This window comes from Micromonospora sp. NPDC048907, from assembly GCF_055586885.1.
In genome coordinates, this window is sequence record NZ_JBVJHI010000002.1 from 625,250 (window position 1) to 641,305 (window position 16,056).

Consider the following 16,056-nt stretch of genomic DNA (forward strand, 5'->3'; position numbering starts at 1 on the left):
CATTATGGCCGAGCCCGCAAAATCGCCACTTCCTATGGTCCGGTGGCGGACCTAGCGTCGGAAGGGTGACCGGATACCGACAGGTGCTCGCCGTGCCGGGGATGGCAGCGCTGCTGGGCGTCTCGCTGCTCGCCCGCGTCGCGATCACCGCCGACGTGATGGCGCTGACCCTGTACGTCGTGCTGGGCCTGGACCTCGGCTACGCGGCCGCGGGTGGTGTCGCGGCGGCCCTGACCGCCGGCGTGGCGCTGGGCGGGCCGCTGCTCGGCCGCACGATCGACCGGCGGGGCGCGCGTGTCGTGCTGGCGACCACCGTCGGCCTGCAGATCGTGTTCTGGCTGAGCGTGCCGCTGCTGCCGTACGGGATCCTGGTGGGCGCGGCCTTCGCCGCCGGTCTGCTGATGGTTCCGGCCCAGCTGGTGACCAGGCAGGCGATCGCCGCCATGACGACGGCGGAACTGCGGCGGGCGGCGTTCGCACTGGAATCGGTGCAGGGCGAACTGTCGTACGTGGTGGGCCCGCCGATCGTGATCTTCCTGGCGGCGCAGGTCTCCCCGGGCGCGGTGGCCTGGGGCGTCGGCGCCGCCATCGTGGCGGGTGGCGCGGGGCTCGCCCTGCTCAACCCGCCGCTGCGTGCCGACGGCGAGGCGGACGCCGACACGGTCGACCGCCCCCGTCGCCGGGAGTGGCTGGGCCCCCGCATGATCGCCGTGCTGGTGATGGCGTTCGGCGCCACGATGGTGCTCAGCGGCACCGACCTGGCCATCGTCGCCACCCTCGAAGAAGCCGGCCAGGTGCCCTGGGCCGCCGTGGTCGTGGCCACCTACGGCGTGGCCTCCGTCGCCGGCGGGCTGGCGTACGGCGTGCTGCCCCGGCCACTGCCCACCTGGCTGTTGCTCGGCCTGCTCGGGCTGGCGACCGTTCCCGCCGGCCTGGCCCACACCTGGCCCTGGTTGTGCGTGGCCGGCGCCGCGGCGGGGCTGCTCGCCGCGCCGACCCTCTCCGCGGTGGCCCACGCGGTGAGCCGGCTGGCGCCGGCCGGCGTGCGGGGCGAGGCGACCGGCCTGCAGTCCTCGGCGCTGAGCGCCGGGTTCGCGCTCGGATCCCCCGTGGTCGGGGTGGCGATCAGCGCCTCGGTGCCGGCGGGCGGTTTCGCGGCGGCCGGGCTGGCCGGGGTTGCCGCCGCGCTGACCGGATACCTGCTGTCCCGCCGCTCGCCCGCCCGGCCCCCGGCCCCGCAGGGGCTGGCGGCCGCCGCTCAGGACGGCGGCGGCCGCCACTCCCGCCTGATCAGCCCGTAGACCCACGAGTCGGAGACCTCGCCGTTCACCACGCAGTCCTCCCGCAATGTCCCTTCCCGCCGGAACCCGAGCTTCTCCAGCACCCGGGCGGACGCCACGTTGCGGGTGTCGGTCTCGGCCTGGACGCGATTCAGGTCCAGCGTGTCGAACGCCCAGAGCAGCAGGGCGCCCGCGGCCTCCGTCGCGTAGCCGTGGCCCCACGCGGCTTCGTGGAAGCAGTAGCCCAGCGATGCGCTGCGGTAGTCCGGATTCCACCGGCTCAGGCCGCACCAGCCGAGGAACGTCCCGTCGGAGTCACGATCCACGGCCAGCCGCGCCCCGGTGCCCGCCTCGGCCATCTGCCGGCAGGCCGCGATGAACCGCTCGGCGCGCACGGGATCGCTCCACGGGGGCGCGTCCCAGTAGCGCAGCACGTAGGGGCTGCTGTGCAGCGCGAAGAGGTCCTCCGCATCCGCGTCGTCGAACGGACGCAGCCTCAGGCGGGTGGTGTGCAGCGTGGGGGCGGGCAGCGACATGGCACGTTCCCTCCGGTACCGGCGGCCGATCAACCAGACATCCGGCGCCGGTCACGCGCAACGGTTTTTCCGGGCGTGGCAGGACCAGCCGGCGAGGGCAGTGCGATGGCAGCCGTCTCCTGACGGATCCGCGGCAGACCGTCCGGCGCGGATCCGCGGGAGTAGGAGACCGTCGTCACCGCGAGCAGCACCGCGCCCACGAAGAAATAGGTGTTGATCCCGATCCCGGCCCAGAACTCAGCCGTGGAGATGTCGTCCGTCCCCACGAAGCCGCCGCGGTCGCCCGCGGCCATCAGCAGGTTCTCGACCATCCCGGGAACCCCGCGGACGACGAGCAGCGCGCTGCCGAACCACAGCGGCGCGAGCAGCATCCATCGGGGTACGCGTCGCCCCCACGGCCGGACGGTGGCGACGACGACAGCCGCCCCGACGGCCGACATGAGGATGAGAACGATGTTGAAGATCACGTACGTCCGCAGACTCCAGGGTCCGTCACCGGTCGGATCGTCACCGGGCAGGAACACCGCCACCACGTGGGACACGACGAAAAGCATCAGCCACGCGAACGTGCCGTAGGCCCAACGAGGGCCGGCGTGAACTCTCATACCACCAAGATCATTGATTCGGCGACACCACGCCTCCCCTCCTGAGGGGATTCCGCTCCCCCGCCGGAGGGGCTCGGATTCGCGGGCGTACCCCCGGCGGCGCGACCGCGACATGCGCTGGATGGCCTGCGTCCGGCGTGCGTGCTCGGCAGGCCACCTGTCGGTGCTGCACCTTTCCCCGGGACAAGGCTCAGCATCGTCCGTGCCGGGCACAGCCGGCACGAGCCGACGGGGGCAGGGGTTCAGACCGCGGACGGCGGCCGCGGGAACCAGCAGCGCCGGCATCGGAACCGGCGGTGTGGCACGGCGATGAGTTTCGCTACGGTGTCCAGTCTGTATTCCTGCACACCCGATCTCGCGACTCTCGACTCCCGACTCTCGAGGAGAGCGTCATGAGCGCTACGTACAGGAGGCAAGCGTGAAGCTTCTTCTCACGTCCGCGGGCGTCACGAACCCGAGCATCCGCGATGCGCTGGTCGACCTGCTGGGCAAGCCGATCGCCGAATCCAGTGCCCTCTGCATCCCTACGGCGGCCTACCCCATGGGCGGGCCGGCCTCGGCCTGGCGCTTCATCACCGGTGAGACGCCGCTACCCATGTGCGGCCTGGGCTGGAAGTCGCTGGGCGTCCTCGAGCTGTCAGCGCTGCCCAGCATCGGCGAGCAGCGGTGGGTCTCCTGGGTCCGGGAGGCTGACGTCATCCTCGTGGCGGGCGGCGATGCGACGTACCTGTGCCACTGGATGCGGCAGTCCGGGCTGGCGGACCTCCTGCCGTCGCTGCGGGACACGGTCTGGGTGGGGTTGAGTGCGGGGAGCATGGTGCTGACTCCCCGGATCGGTGCGGACTTCGTCGAGTGGAAGTTCGCGCCCGACGACCGCACACTGGGGGTCGTCGACTTCTCGATCTTCCCGCATCTGGGTCTCGAGCCGGACAACACCATGGCTGGTGCCGAGAAGTGGGTGGCCGAGATCGCGGGTCCGGCGTACGCGATCGACGACCAGACGGCCATCAAGGTGATCGACGGCAGCGTCGAGGTCGTCTCCGAGGGGCACTGGAAGCAGCTTTCCTCGTAGCCGCAGCCAACAGTGATCGGCGTGGCGGCCGGCCTGGTGGGCGACGGACGAGTCGACCTGTACGCCGGATTCTGTGACCGGCACGCCCCGAAGGGCGGCCGGCGGCGGCCATCCATCTCGGCCTACCGTCGCCGGCAGGCTCCAGCGGCCTACCCGCAGACATCGGGCGGGCCGCCCTCAAGCGTCTGCGCGGGCCGCCATCTTGCGGTGACGACCCTTTCTTGGCCTTGCTCCGGGTGGGGTTTACCGAGCCATCCCGGTCACCCGGGATGCTGGTGGGCTCTTACCCCACCGTTTCACCCTTACCGTCCCGTGTCGGGCCGGCGGTCTGTTTTCTGTGGCACTGTCCCGCGGGTCACCCCGGGTTGCCGTTAGCAACCACCCTGCCCTGTGGAGTCCGGACGTTCCTCGGCGGCGGGCCTCAGCCCGCCGACGCGACCGCCCGGTCGACTCGTCCGTCGCGCACTCATCCTAACGACGGCGCCCCCGCGCCCATTTCCACCCCGGCCCGCCGCGCGGTGCGCGCAGGGTGGTCCTGCGTGCGGGGCTCGGGCGGGCTAGCCTGCGGGATCATGAACCTCTCCGACGTCGCGCTGCTGGTTGCCGCCGGTCTCGCCGCGGGCACGGTCAACGCGGTGGCCGGGGGCGGCTCCCTGATCACCTTCCCGGCCCTCATCGCGATCGGCCTGCCCCCGGTCCCCGCGAACGTCAGCAATTCGGTGTCGGTCTTCCCCGGCTACGTGGCCAGCGTGGCGGGCAGCCGGGCGGACCTGCCCCGGGGGCGGGCGCTCTGGCCGCTGCTGCCGACGGCGGTGGGCGGCACGATCGTCGGTTGCGTGCTGCTGCTGGCCACCCCGGCGCGCGCGTTCGAACTGGTGGTGCCGTTCCTGGTGCTGGGCGCGACCGCCGTGCTGGCCTTCCAGGACCCGCTGCGCCGGCTGGTCGGCCATCCGGCCGACATCGGCCCGCGCCGCCGCACCCTCACGGTGCAGGTCATGGTCGCGCTGGGCACGGTGTACGGCGGCTATTTCGGCGCGGCGCTCGGGGTGATGCTGGTGGCCGGTCTGGCCCTCGTGCTGGATGCCACGCTGGCCCGGGTGTCGGCCATCAAGAACCTGCTCTCGGCCGTGGTGGGGCTGACCACGCTCGTGGTGTTCGCGCTCTTCGGTCCGGTCGACTGGGCCGCGGTCGCGGTGGTCGCGCCGGCGACGCTTGTCGGCGGGTACGTGGGTGCCCGGCTGGTCCGCCGGCTCCCGCCGGTGGTGCTGCGGACCGTCATCGTGGTCTTCGGCACGGTGATCGGCCTCTACCTGCTCTACCGCGCCCTCGGCTGACCGGGTGGGAAGGGGCCCCGGCGCGAGGGGCCCCTTCCCAACTCAGTACGCCTCGCCGACCGGCTCCTCGGGGGCGTGCTCGTTGCGGCGGGCGGCGGAGTTCCACCGGGACCAGAGCACCCGCTCGCCGTAGCCGGCGGCCATCAGGTGCGCGAAGGCGAGGTAGACCAGCACGCCGACGGCGAGGACCCCGAAGCCGACCCAGAACGGCAGGGCGAGCGAGTGCTCGGCGAGCTTGCCGGAGATGATCGGGGCCGGCGCGGCGGCACCCCAGCGGACCAGGTTGAAGGCGCCGGTGGCGACCCGCCGGTCGCTGGAGCCGAGGCCCAGGGCGAGGTCGGTGAGGTTGGCGTTGGCGAGGCCCATGAACAGGCCGGCGAGGACCAGCACCACAAGCGACATGGCGGTGCCGGTCGAGGTGGCGAAGAGGACCATGCAGACCAGCAGGCCGGCGATGGCGATGCCGACGGTCTGCACGGCGCCGATGCGGTGCGCCAGCCGGTGGCCGATCAGCAGGATGCCGGCGGCCAGGCCGAGGCCCCAGCCGGTGAAGGCCAGGCCCAGCGGGATGACGTCGAGGTGCAGGTAGAGCGGCGTGTAGCCGAGCACCACGAAGAAGACGAAGTTGTAGGCGGCGGTGACCACGCAGAGGGTGACGAACGCCGGCTTGCGGTAGGTCGAGAAGATCGCGCCGAGGCGTACGGGGGCCTGCTTGTTGGCCGGTTCGCGGAGCTTGCGCGAGGCCACGGCCAGGGCCAGCACCATGAACACGCCGCAGACGAAGAAGGGCAGCCGCCAGCTCACCTCGCCGAGCAGGCCGCCGATCAGCGGGCCGACGGCGAAGCCCAGACCGAGCGCGGTCTCGAAGAGGCCGACGACCCATTCCCGGTCGTTGGCCAGGTTGACCAGCACCACCATGGCGGTGGCGAAGAACATCGCGTTGCCCAGGCCCCACACGCCGCGCAGCACGGAGAGCTGCACGATGTCGTTGCTGAACGACGCGAGGATGGCGGCCAGGCCGACCACCGAGACGCCGGTGATCAGCACCGGCTTGAAGCCGAACTTCCCGCTGGCGAGGGTCGCCGGGATCATGCCCACCGCCATCACCGCGATGTACGCGGTGAAGAGCAGCTCGACCTGCCAGGCGGTCACCCCGATCGCCTCGCCGATGGCGGGCAGGATCGGGTCCACCACGGCGATGCCGGCGATGGCGAGGAAGGCCACCAGGGTGGTGGCGTAGATGGCACTGCGGTTGGGTTCGGATCGCCGATCCACTCCGCCTCCAGACAGATAGCTGTATCTTACAGGTAAATCAGTTGTATCATACAGCTATGAGGGACGACGAGACGACGGGAACCGCTGCGGACGAGGCCACCCTCGGCCGGATCGAGACCGAGGTGGCGATGCTCCTGCGGCTCGGCGAGGCGACCCGCCGGGCCACCGGCACGGCCGAGCACCGGGTGCTGGACCGGGCGGCGTACGTGATCCTGCGGCACCTGGCCGGCGCCGGCCCGCAGAACGTCTCCGCGCTGGCCACGAGGCTGAACCTGGACGGCTCCACGGTCACCCGCCAGGTGTCGGCCATGCAGCGGGACGGGCTGATCGCGCGTACCCCGGATCCGGCCGACGGGCGCGGCACGGTGATCTCACCCACCCCGGCTGGCCTCCAGCGGATGGCCGCGGTGCGGGCCGCCCGGACCCGGCTCTACGGCGACATCCTGGCCGCCTGGTCCCCCGACGACCGGGAGAGCCTCGCGGACCTGCTGCACCGGCTCAACGAGGCCCTCGAATCGCGCACCCGCCGCCGCTGAGCGCGCGGCGAGGCCCCGGCCGCCGTCGTGGCGACCGGGGCCCCGGAGCAGCTCAGGCGACCGGTTCGGGGGCGGCGTCCGCGTCGCGCTCCGTACCGGGGGTGACCCGCGGGTCGCCCTCGTCGGCGAAGTAGTCGTCCGCGGTGGTGCCGTCCACCCCGTCGGCCACCTTCGCGGCCCGCAGCACCAGGGTGAGCAGCGCGGCCACCGCCAGGTTGACCAGCACCGCCACGATGCCCACGTAGATCGTCTTCTGCGTGTCGAAGCCGAACTTCTCCAGCGGGAAGGCCGAGCCGGCGAAGTGCTTCTTCCCGGTCGCCGGGTTCCCGATCTGGTAGAGCATCCACATGCCCAGCCCCATGCCGGCCACCCAGCCGGCGATCAGCGCGCCCCGGTGGAACCAGCGGGTGTAGAGGCCCAGCGCCACCGCCGGCAGCGTCTGGAGGATGATCACGCCGCCGATGAGCTGGAGGTCGATGGAGAACTGCGGGTCGAGGAAGACGATGCAGGCCACCGCACCGACCTTCACCACCAGCGAGGTGATCTTCGAGACGTTGGCCTCCTGCGCCGGGCTGGCGTCCCGCTTCAGGTACTCCTTGTAGATGTTGCGGGTGAACAGGTTCGCCGCCGCGATCGACATGATCGCCGCCGGCACCAGCGCGCCGATGCCGATGGCCGCGTACGCCACGCCCGCGAACCAGTCCGGGAACTGGCTGTCGAAGAGCAGCGGCACCACGGTGTTGCCGTCGACGCTGCCGGCCTTGGCGCCGGGCAGCGGCTTCACGCCCGCCGCGATGGCCATGTAGCCGAGCAGCGCGATCAACCCGAGCAGCAGGCTGTACGCCGGCAGCGCGGACATGTTCCGCTTGATCACGTCGCGGTTCCGGCTGGCCAGCACGCCGGTGATGCTGTGCGGGTAGAGGAACAGCGCCAGCGCCGAGCCGAACGCGAGCGTGACGTACTGGAGCTGGTTGTTGGCGTTGAGCAGGATGCCGTCGCCGGGCGCGGGTGACGCCTTGAACTTCGCGTCGGCCGCGTCGAAGATGTCGCCCCAGCCGCCCAGCTTGTACGGCAGGTAGACGACCGCCACCAGGATCACGATGTAGATCAGCGAGTCCTTGACGAAGGCGATCAGCGCCGGCGCGCGCAGCCCGGACTGGTAGGTGTACGCCGCCAGGATGGCGAAGGCGATGATGATCGGCAGGTGCCGGGCCAGCGCGCTGTCCCCGGTCACGCCCATCGTCTTGAGCACCGCCTCGATGCCGACCAGTTGCAGCGCGATGTACGGCATGGTCGCCACGATGCCGGTGATCGCGATCAGCAGCGCGAGGATCGGCGAGTCGAACCGGTTGCGGACGAAGTCCGCCGGGGTGACGAAGCCGTGCCGGTGCGAGACCGACCAGAGCCGGCAGAGCACCAGGAACACCATCGGGTAGATGACGATCGTGTACGGCACGGCGAAGAAGCCCGCCGCCCCGGCCCCGAAGATCAGCGCCGGCACCGCCACGAAGGTGTACGCCGTGTAGAGGTCACCGCCGACCAGGAACCAGGTGATCCAGCCGCCGAAGCTGCGCCCGCCCAGGCCCCACTCGTCCAGGTGGGCCATGTCGCGCGGCGCCCGCCACCGGGCCGCCACGAAACCCATGGCGCTGACCAGCAGGAAGAGGAAGCTGAAGACGATGATCTCGGTGAGGTGGTCGCGCCACATCAGCGGTCACCCCGCTTCTTCGTCATCTGGTAGACCAGCGTCGTGGTGGCCACGCCGAGGATGATCCAGGCCAGTTGCAGCCAGTAGAAGCGCGGGAAGCCGAACAGCCGGGGCGAGTCGGCGTTGAAGAAGGCCGGGATCAGCGGCACCACGATCGGTATGAAGAGCAACCAGTTCCAGGGGCTGTGGTCCTTCGCCCTGGATCGCGCCGTTGTCGGCGCCTCCGGTTCTGGTGCTGCCATGTGACACACCTCCGGGAACTCGTAACTAGCCATGTGACGGCCGGAGGCTACGACCCTGTGAGCGCGGTCACGTTCAACCGGAGGACGGCGATGCGCCGAGCGGCCGCCCGCGTGCGCCGAACGGCCGCGGCTCCCGGTCGCGGCGCGGCGCCGGACGCGCCGAGCGGGAGCCGCCGCCGGCGCGGGCGGCCGGACGGCGCCGGAAGAAATCAGACGTCGGCGAGGTGGGAGGTGTCGTTGACCGAGCGGACCGCGACGCCGCCGTCCGGGTAGAGGTCGAGCACCGAGATCCCCGCGGTGTCCAGGTAGAGCCGGTGCAGGAAGGCGTCGCCGGCCGCGAGGGCGTCGCGCAGCACCAGCTTGATCGGCGAGACGTGGGAGACCACCACGACGGTCTCCCCCGGGTACGCCTTCCGGAGCCGGTCGACGGCCCGGCCGGTCCGCTCGGCCACCGCGACGAACGACTCGCCCTCCGGCGGGGCGATGCTGGTGGAGGCCAGCCAGGCGTCCAGCTCCCCGGGCCAGCCCTCGCGCACCTCCGCGAAGGTGCACCCCTCCCAGACCCCGAAGTCGCACTCGATGAGGTCGTCGTCGGGGCGTACCGGCGGGTTGCCGACCAGTGCGGCGACCGCCTCGGCGGTGGCCACGCACCGCGCGAGCGGCGAGCTGACCACGGCCGCGACCGACGGGGCGAGGGCCGCCACCCGGGCGGCCGTGGCCCGGGCCTGGGCCCGGCCCCGGTCGGTCAGCGGCACGTCGCCGCGCCCCGAGTAGCGCTTCTGCACGGTCCGCTCGGTCTCCCCGTGCCGGACCAGGATCAGCCGGGTGGCCTCCTCGGTCGGGCGCGGCTCCCAGGAGGCCGGCGTGGTGGCCGGGTCGGTGCCGGTGGCCCGGCCGGTCGCGGCCCGGGCGGCCACCTCGCGCACCGCCGGGTCGGGGGTGGCGGCCTCGCGCGGCGCCTCCACCGGGCGGGTCGGGGCCAGGCCGGCCGCCGCGTCCATCGCCGCGTTCGCCAGCGCGTCGGCGTGCTTGTTGCGCTCCCGGGGCACCCAGCTGAACCGCACGCTGTCGAAGCGGCCGACCAGCCCGGCGGCCTGCGCGGCGAGCGGCCGCAGTCCGGGGTTCTTGATCTGCCAGCGGCCGCACATCTGCTCGACCACCAGCTTGGAGTCCATCCGGGCCTCCACCTCGGCCGCGCCCAGCTCGGCGGCGGCCTCCAGCCCGGCGATCAGGCCCCGGTACTCGGCCACGTTGTTGGTGGCCGTGCCGATCGCCTCGGCCCGCTCGACCAGCACCTCGCCGGTCGCCGGGTCCCGGACCACCGCGCCGTAGCCGGCCGGACCCGGGTTGCCCCGGGACCCGCCGTCGGCCTCGATCACGACCGCGCGCACCGCCATGACGGCTACAGCCCGGACTCGTTGGTCCGAACCATGATCCGCCGGCACTCCTCGCAGCGGACCACGTCGTCCGGGTCGGCCTTGCGGATCCGGGCCAGGTCGGCGCCGGAGAGCTCCAGCCGGCAGCCTCCGCAGCGGGCGCCGGTGAGCAGCGCCGCGCCGAGGCCGGTGTCCGTGCGGATCTTGTCGTAGAGGGCGACCAGGTCGGCGGGCAGGTCGCCGGCCAGCGGCTGGCGGGCGCCGCGCTTGAACTCCTCCTCCTTGGCGATCTCGGCGAGGCTGTCGTCACGGCGCTGCTCGGCGGCGACGCGCCGGTCCCGGGCCTCGGCGATCCGCCGCTCGACACCGTCCAGCACGCCCTGCGCGGTCTCCCGCTGCTCCATCAGCTCCAGCTCGGCGTCCTCCAGGTCGCTCTGCCGGCGGTTGAGCGAGGCCAGCTCGTGCTGGAGCGCCTCCAGCTCACGGGCCGGGCCGGTGCCCGCGGCGAGGCGGTTCTCGTCCTTGGTCTTGCGGGCCCGGACCTGGTCGACGTCCTTCTCCAGCCGGGCGATGTCCCGGTCCAGGTCGTCCACGGCCACCTGGGCGCGGACCCGCTCGTCCTCCAGCGCGGAGAGCTCGCGCGCCAGGGCCTCCAGCTCGGCCAGCTCCGGCAGTGTCCGGCGGCGGTGGGCGAGCTGGGCGAGCGTGGTGTCGATCGCCTGCAGGTCGAGCAGGCGGCGCTGCACCTTCGGGTCAGCCTTCACGGTCGGGGCTCCTTGTCGTCCGGTCGGGGTGCGGCGGCGTGCACGGTCCACGGGTCGGTGTCCAGGTCGGACACCGTGGTCTCGACGCCCAGCTCGTCCCGCAGGTGGGCGGCCAGGTCGTCCAGCCAGGGTCGCTCGGTCGCCCAGTGGGCGGCGTCCAGCAGGGCGGGGCCGCCGGCGGCGAGGTGCTCACCGGCGGGATGGTGCCGCAGGTCGGCGGTGAGGAACGCGTCCACCCCGGCCGCGGTCGCCTCGGCGAGGAAGCTGTCCCCCGAGCCGCCGCTGACGGCGAGGGTACGAACCATACGCCCGGGATCCCCGGCGGCGCGAACTCCCCAGGCGGTGACGGGGAGCACGGCGGCGGCGTGCCGGGTCAGCTCGGCCAGCGTGAGCGGGGTGGGCAGCTCGCCGATCCGGCCGATGCCCCGGCCGGGGCCGGCGGCGGGCGAACCGGGGCGGGGCGGGTGCAGCGGGCGCAGCCCGGTCAGCCCGAACCGGGTGGCCAGGGCGTCGGACACCCCGGGATCGGCCACGTCGGCGTTGGTGTGGGCGACATACAGCGCCACGTCGGCCTTGATCAGCCGGTGCACGATCCGCCCCTTGTACGTGGTGGCGGCCACCGACGAGACGCCGCGCAGCAGCAGCGGATGGTGCGCGACGATCATGTCGGCCCCGGCCGCGAGCGCCTCGGCCACCGTCTCCGGGACCACGTCGACCACGCAGGCGACCCGCCGGACGGGGGTCTCGGGCTCACCGAGCACCAGCCCGACCCGGTCCCACTCCTCGGCCCAGGCGGGCGGGTAGCGCCGGTCGAGCGCGGCCACCACGTCGGCGACCGTGGGCGGCGATCCGGTTGTGCTCACGGCCGGCCAGCTTACCGGCGTCGGGCCCCGTCGCGGGCCGGCTGGCCCGGACCGGGCCGGCGGGGCGGATCCCGCCGGCCGGTGCGGCGGCGGTCAGCCGACCGGGGCGGCCGGGCGTGGCGCGGCGCGCAGGGCGGCCAGGCCGGCCGCCCACGGGAAGGCGTCCAGGTGCCGCTCACCGGTGCCCGGCGGGTGCAGCGGCACCACGTGGTCGCCGAAGACCACCCGGATCCCCCACTCGCGCAGCCGGGCCAGGCTGGCCCGGAACGCGGGGTGCGCGGCCATCGCCACGTTGGTGTAGGGCACGGCCGCGATCGGCACCCCCATCCCCTGCCCCTCGACCAGCAGGCCGAGGGCGAGGGTGTCGGCGATGCCGACCGCCCACTTGTTGACGGTGTTGACCGTCGCCGGGCAGACCAGCATGGCGTCCGCCGGGGGCAGCACGTCCGGGTCGCCCGGGTTCTTGTAGTGGGTGCGGACGGGGTGGCCGGTCTGCCGGGCCAACGCCGTCCGGTCGACGAACTTCGCGCCGTCCGGCGTGGTCACCACGCAGACCTGCCAGCCGTCCTGCTGGGCGAGGTCGACCAGCCGGCCGACGTGACGGGCCAGCGGCGAACCGCAGGCGATGACGTAGAGCACCCGACGGTGCCCGTTGCTGGTGTGCGAACCGGTCATAGGACCCGACCGGCGCTCATACTCCGACTCCCATGTGCTCAGCCAACTCCGCGATCGGCGAAGGCGGCGCACCCCGTGTGCGACGGAGCACGTCCGACATCACCTCGTGGGCGATGGGCCGGCAGCGGATCTCGGAGGGCGCGAGCCGGTCGCCGCGGAGCAGCATGTCCCCGGCGTTGGCGACGTCGCCGATCTGGGCGAAGCCGCGGGCGATGTCCAGCAGGTGGTGCGCGCGCCGCTCGGGCAGCAGCGCGTTGAACGCGGGCTCGGCCAGCCGGTGGTGGGTCTCCACCGCCCGGCCGCCGTCGCCCAGCTCGACGGCGGCGGCGGCCCGGTGCAGCTCCAGGTTGGTCGGGCCGAACGAGGTCCAGTAGTGGTTGTGGTCCCCGCCGAGCAGGGTGGCCGCCTCGGCCGCCCCGGTCAGCAGGTCGTCCACCGTCGCCGAGTCGCCGATGCGGGCGGCGGCCATGGCGCCCTGGAGCAGCAGCATCCCGTAGACCGAGAGGCGTTCGGGCCGGACGTCGTTCTCGCCGCCGGGGGCCAGCCGGTTGGCGATCCGCACGTTGAGTTCGAGCGCGGGGCGGGGGCGGCCCATCGCGACGAGGGCGTTGCAGACCCGGGTGGTGGCGATGCCGGCGAGCAGGGGGTCGTCGGCCCGCTGGGCGACCGCCATCGAGCGGTCGGCGGCCAGCCAGGACAGGTCGCACTCACCGAGCTTGCGCAGCACCGAGGAGGCGATCTGGTAGACCTGCCCGAGCAGGTGGGCGGCCTCCCGGGCCTGGTCGCCGCCGTAGCCGGCGTCGGCGGCCTGGGCGTCGCGCAGCAGCTTGGGCAGGGCCCGGGTGAGCATGCCGTAGCGGCCGTACTGGTAGGTGAGCCAGGCGTGGTTGACCGCCTTGCGCATGTCGGTCAGCGGCGGGGGGTAGGGCGCCGCGTCGAAGTACGCGCTCATCGAGTCGTAGCGCTCCAGCGCGGCGCGGATCTCCTCGACCTCGACCTGGTCGATGCAGTTGAGGGCGTCGGTACGCCGCTCCGGGTCCTTGCCGAGGAGCAGTTGCACGTCGACCTGGAGGATGTCGGCGATCTCGTAGAGCACGGAGAACTTGTCCAGCCGCCGGACGCCGCGCTCCACCTTGTCCACCCAGCTCTTGGACTTGCCGAGCCGGTCGGCGAAGACCTGTTGGGACATCTTGCGCCGGCTCCGCCAGTACGCGACCCGCCGGCCTATGGGTAGCTCGTCCATCTCCCCATCCCTCCCCCTGCCCGCGTCCGGCTGATCTCCCCCGGTCGACCTTCGCAACGGCCCGTCGGTTCTCAGGTTTTCGCTGGTCGCACAGTCTGTACGTCGACCGTACAGCCAGTTCTCGTAGTTTTCGTGCAAGTTGCATCAGCCGTTCGTCAGATCAACGAGCGTGGGTTACGGCAGTGACGGCGTTCGACGTGTGGTGTGTGGACAGTTCCGGGCGGGCGAGAGGGGATGGGACACATGTGGGGGAATGTCGGACCGCGCGTGGCTCACCTGTCGCCGCTGGAACGGGTCCGGCTCCGCCGGGTCGCCGTCCGGTACGCCGCGCACGGCTGGCCGGTGACCCCCGGCGCCTGCCTGGCGAACAGCCGCTTCGTCTGCGGCCGGGCCGGCTGCCCCACGGTCGGCTGCCACCCCGCCCTGGAGAACTGGGAGCACGCGGCGAGCGCCGACCCGGCCCGGGTGGCCACCTGGTGGCGCAGCCGCCCGCACGGGGTGCTGCTGCCCACCGGGCACGCGTTCGACGTGCTGGAGGTGGCGGCCCACCTGGGCCGGCGGGTGCTGGACACGCTCGCCACCCATCCGGCCGGCTTCGGCGTACGCGGGCCGGTGCTGGTCACCCCCACCGGCCGCTGGATGTTCCTGGTGCGCCCCGGCGACCCGCTGCGCCCGGAACTGGACCACTGTTTCCACGTGGTCCGGCACGGTCCCGGCTCGTGGATCCCGGCCCCGCCGACCCGGCTGCCGGAGGGGACGGTCCGCTGGGCGGTCGCCCCCGAACAGGCCCGCTGGCGGCTGCCCGACTCGTACCTGGTGCAGAACGCGTTGATCGCGGCGTTACGGGCGGCCGGGATCACGCTGGCCCCGGAACTGCTCCCCGGCCAGCTCCCCCTCCCCCGGCGCGGCTGCTGACCGGCGGCTCCCGGGCAGCGACCTCACCGGCGTCGCACTCGTTGTGCCTCCCGGAGGCGCAGAAGCGCCGGAGCGGGGGTGGAACATGTCCGAGGACGACGCGGCCCGCCACAGCGGCGGCACCGAGCCACCGCCGCACCGGCGCCGCCCGTACCGCTGGGCCTTCACCCGCCCGTGGGGCACCCGGCCCCGCGGCTCGCGCCCGCGCGGCTCCCGCCCCGCCACCACGCACCGCCCGCTCCGCTGACCCCCGTCCCGCGCCCTCAGGCGCTCGACGGGAGGTCGCGGGAGTGCCGGAGGCGGCCGTCGTCCGTCACCACCGCGTGCCGCCAGGGCGCGGGCAGGCGGTCCAGCCAGCCGATGCCGGGCTCCCCCATGGCCACGGCGGCGGTGGCGTAGGCGTCGGCGACGCCGAGGTCGGGGCCCACCACGGTGACCGAGCGCAGGCCCACGGCCGGGGCGCCCCGGCGGGGGTCGACGACGTGGTGACCGCGCTCGTAGACGCCGGAGGTGGCGACCGCCAGGTCGGTGCCGGTCAGCACGAGGCAGGTGGCGGCCGGGTCCCAGGGATGCCGGACGCCGATGCGCCACGGGCCGCCGGTGACCGGGTTGCCGCGGACCCGGACGTCACCGCCGGCGTTCACGCAGTGGTTCGGGGCGCCGGCCTCGACCAGCCGGTCCGAGGCCACCTGCGCCGCCCAGCCCTTGACGTAGCCCGACGGGTCGAGCCGCCCGGTGGCGTACGCGTCGAAGAAGCCGTCGGTGCCGGTCCACAGGTCGGCGCAGCGTTCGAGGACCGCCCGCAGGTCGGCCGACGCCTCGGCCGGCGGCAGCTCGCCCCGGTCCAGGCGGCACACCTCGCTGTCCGTCCGGTAGGTGCTGAACCGCGCGTCCACCTCGCGCAGCCAGGCGAAGGTGCCCTCGGCCAGCTCGTGAAGGGTGGCGGCGGGCAGGTCGTCGGCCAGCTCGAGGCTGATCGCCGTACCCATGATCTGTTCGACCCGGCGCAGACCCGGCCGGACCGCGGCCCCCACGCTCACGCCTTGTCCAGCGCGGCCTGGAGCGACTGTTTGTAGGCGGTGCTGGTGTAGGTGGCCCCCGAGACGGTGTTCAGGTTGGCGCTCTGCTTGGCGACCACCTCGCCCGAGCTGCCGCTGTAGCGGGCCTGCACGTCGTCGGCGCGCAGGCCCTCCTGACCGCCGACCGGCATGTCGAGGCCGGTGGCGTCGACGATCCGGCTGCCGCTCAGGGTGATCTGCACCCGCAGGGAGCCGTACCGGTAGGCGACCGTCGGGCCGGTCACCGTGCGGGTGGTGACCGTCGGCGCCTTGGTGGTGGCCCGCGGCGCGGCGGTGGTGGCCCGGGCCGTGGTGCCGCCCCGGGCGGCCGGGGTGCGGCTGGGGCCGGGCTTCGCGGTGGGCTTCGCCGACGCGCTCGGCCGGGCGGAGGGGGTGGCGGCACCCGGGGTCGGCTCGGGGGCCGCCGACCCGCCGGGGGCGACGGGGGCCGCGGCGACGGGCCGGTCCTGGGCTGCCTGGCCGGTGCCGGGGGCGCCCTTGAGCACCACCAGCGCGGTGGTGCCGGCGGCCAGGCCGGTGATCGCGAGGAGCGCGCGACGCATGGGCGGGCCTC

General features: G+C 73.4%; 18 protein-coding genes and 1 other RNA gene. 6 read left to right on the forward strand and 13 right to left on the reverse strand.

Annotation, left to right across the window (positions count from 1 at the left end; genetic code table 11):
• The first annotated feature begins 65 nt into the window (after window positions 1-65).
• The gene (locus ACZ6PY_RS07970; RefSeq protein WP_466070255.1) at window positions 66-1,301 is read left to right on the forward strand and encodes an MFS transporter; all 1,236 of its coding nucleotides are present in this window, start codon (window positions 66-68) and stop codon (window positions 1,299-1,301) included.
• On the opposite strand, the gene ACZ6PY_RS07975 is transcribed toward ACZ6PY_RS07970, so the two are convergent.
• Window positions 1,259-1,816, reverse strand: a complete 558-nt coding sequence (locus ACZ6PY_RS07975; protein ID WP_466070257.1) for a GNAT family N-acetyltransferase — start codon at window positions 1,814-1,816, stop codon at window positions 1,259-1,261. The two genes, ACZ6PY_RS07970 and ACZ6PY_RS07975, sit on opposite strands and share 43 nt — an antisense overlap.
• A gap of 29 nt (window positions 1,817-1,845) precedes the next feature.
• Window positions 1,846-2,358, reverse strand: a complete 513-nt coding sequence (locus tag ACZ6PY_RS07980) for a hypothetical protein (protein ID WP_466070259.1) — start codon at window positions 2,356-2,358, stop codon at window positions 1,846-1,848.
• 481 nt (window positions 2,359-2,839) lie between these two features.
• On the opposite strand from ACZ6PY_RS07980, the gene ACZ6PY_RS07985 reads away from it, so the two are divergent.
• Window positions 2,840-3,493 (forward strand): Type 1 glutamine amidotransferase-like domain-containing protein, encoded by a 654-nt coding sequence (locus ACZ6PY_RS07985; RefSeq protein ID WP_466070261.1) that lies wholly within the window; start codon window positions 2,840-2,842, stop codon window positions 3,491-3,493.
• A 44-nt stretch (window positions 3,494-3,537) separates the two neighbouring features.
• On the opposite strand, the gene rnpB is transcribed toward ACZ6PY_RS07985, so the two are convergent.
• Window positions 3,538-3,947: RNase P RNA component class A (rnpB, locus tag ACZ6PY_RS07990), an RNA gene on the reverse strand.
• A 118-nt stretch (window positions 3,948-4,065) separates the two neighbouring features.
• Between rnpB and ACZ6PY_RS07995 the strand changes: the two genes are divergently transcribed.
• Entirely contained in the window at window positions 4,066-4,827 is a 762-nt protein-coding gene (locus ACZ6PY_RS07995; RefSeq protein ID WP_466070263.1) for a sulfite exporter TauE/SafE family protein, read from the forward strand.
• A 42-nt stretch (window positions 4,828-4,869) separates the two neighbouring features.
• Here ACZ6PY_RS07995 and ACZ6PY_RS08000 read toward each other — a convergent pair whose 3' ends face one another.
• Window positions 4,870-6,102: an MFS transporter gene (locus ACZ6PY_RS08000; protein WP_466070265.1), complete on the reverse strand. Its 1,233-nt coding sequence runs from the start codon at window positions 6,100-6,102 to the stop codon at window positions 4,870-4,872.
• A 56-nt stretch (window positions 6,103-6,158) separates the two neighbouring features.
• On the opposite strand from ACZ6PY_RS08000, the gene ACZ6PY_RS08005 reads away from it, so the two are divergent.
• Window positions 6,159-6,638 (forward strand): MarR family winged helix-turn-helix transcriptional regulator, encoded by a 480-nt coding sequence (locus ACZ6PY_RS08005; RefSeq protein WP_466070267.1) that lies wholly within the window; start codon window positions 6,159-6,161, stop codon window positions 6,636-6,638.
• A 52-nt stretch (window positions 6,639-6,690) separates the two neighbouring features.
• On the opposite strand, the gene mctP is transcribed toward ACZ6PY_RS08005, so the two are convergent.
• The 7 genes from mctP to ACZ6PY_RS08040 form a co-directional block, all read right to left on the reverse strand.
• Entirely contained in the window at window positions 6,691-8,346 is a 1,656-nt protein-coding gene (mctP, locus tag ACZ6PY_RS08010; protein ID WP_466070269.1) for a monocarboxylate uptake permease MctP, read from the reverse strand.
• Entirely contained in the window at window positions 8,346-8,588 is a 243-nt protein-coding gene (locus tag ACZ6PY_RS08015) for a DUF3311 domain-containing protein (RefSeq protein WP_262282281.1), read from the reverse strand. Before ACZ6PY_RS08015 ends, mctP begins: the two co-directional genes overlap by 1 nt.
• A gap of 209 nt (window positions 8,589-8,797) precedes the next feature.
• On the reverse strand, window positions 8,798-9,985 hold the full coding sequence (locus ACZ6PY_RS08020; RefSeq protein ID WP_466070271.1) for a bifunctional RNase H/acid phosphatase: 1,188 nt from the start codon (window positions 9,983-9,985) through the stop codon (window positions 8,798-8,800).
• A gap of 5 nt (window positions 9,986-9,990) precedes the next feature.
• On the reverse strand, window positions 9,991-10,728 hold the full coding sequence (locus ACZ6PY_RS08025) for a zinc ribbon domain-containing protein (protein ID WP_466070273.1): 738 nt from the start codon (window positions 10,726-10,728) through the stop codon (window positions 9,991-9,993).
• Window positions 10,725-11,591 (reverse strand): Nif3-like dinuclear metal center hexameric protein, encoded by an 867-nt coding sequence (locus tag ACZ6PY_RS08030; RefSeq protein WP_466070275.1) that lies wholly within the window; start codon window positions 11,589-11,591, stop codon window positions 10,725-10,727. Before ACZ6PY_RS08030 ends, ACZ6PY_RS08025 begins: the two co-directional genes overlap by 4 nt.
• Window positions 11,592-11,684: 93 nt before the next feature.
• Window positions 11,685-12,266, reverse strand: a complete 582-nt coding sequence (locus ACZ6PY_RS08035) for a flavoprotein (RefSeq protein WP_466070277.1) — start codon at window positions 12,264-12,266, stop codon at window positions 11,685-11,687.
• A 16-nt stretch (window positions 12,267-12,282) separates the two neighbouring features.
• Entirely contained in the window at window positions 12,283-13,509 is a 1,227-nt protein-coding gene (locus ACZ6PY_RS08040; protein WP_466070279.1) for a helix-turn-helix domain-containing protein, read from the reverse strand.
• A 234-nt stretch (window positions 13,510-13,743) separates the two neighbouring features.
• Between ACZ6PY_RS08040 and ACZ6PY_RS08045 the strand changes: the two genes are divergently transcribed.
• Together ACZ6PY_RS08045 and ACZ6PY_RS08050 are read left to right on the forward strand one after the other, a co-directional pair.
• Window positions 13,744-14,424 (forward strand): bifunctional DNA primase/polymerase, encoded by a 681-nt coding sequence (locus ACZ6PY_RS08045; protein WP_466070281.1) that lies wholly within the window; start codon window positions 13,744-13,746, stop codon window positions 14,422-14,424.
• 85 nt (window positions 14,425-14,509) lie between these two features.
• A complete protein-coding gene (locus ACZ6PY_RS08050; protein WP_262282274.1) occupies window positions 14,510-14,671 on the forward strand; it encodes a hypothetical protein in 162 nt (53 codons plus the stop codon).
• A 16-nt stretch (window positions 14,672-14,687) separates the two neighbouring features.
• Here ACZ6PY_RS08050 and ACZ6PY_RS08055 read toward each other — a convergent pair whose 3' ends face one another.
• Window positions 14,688-15,413, reverse strand: a complete 726-nt coding sequence (locus ACZ6PY_RS08055) for an FAD:protein FMN transferase (protein ID WP_466070787.1) — start codon at window positions 15,411-15,413, stop codon at window positions 14,688-14,690.
• Between the two features lie 47 nt (window positions 15,414-15,460).
• Window positions 15,461-16,045, reverse strand: coding sequence for an FMN-binding protein (locus ACZ6PY_RS08060; RefSeq protein ID WP_466070282.1), 585 nt, complete (start codon window positions 16,043-16,045; stop codon window positions 15,461-15,463).
• Between the last annotated feature and the right edge of the window lie 11 nt (window positions 16,046-16,056).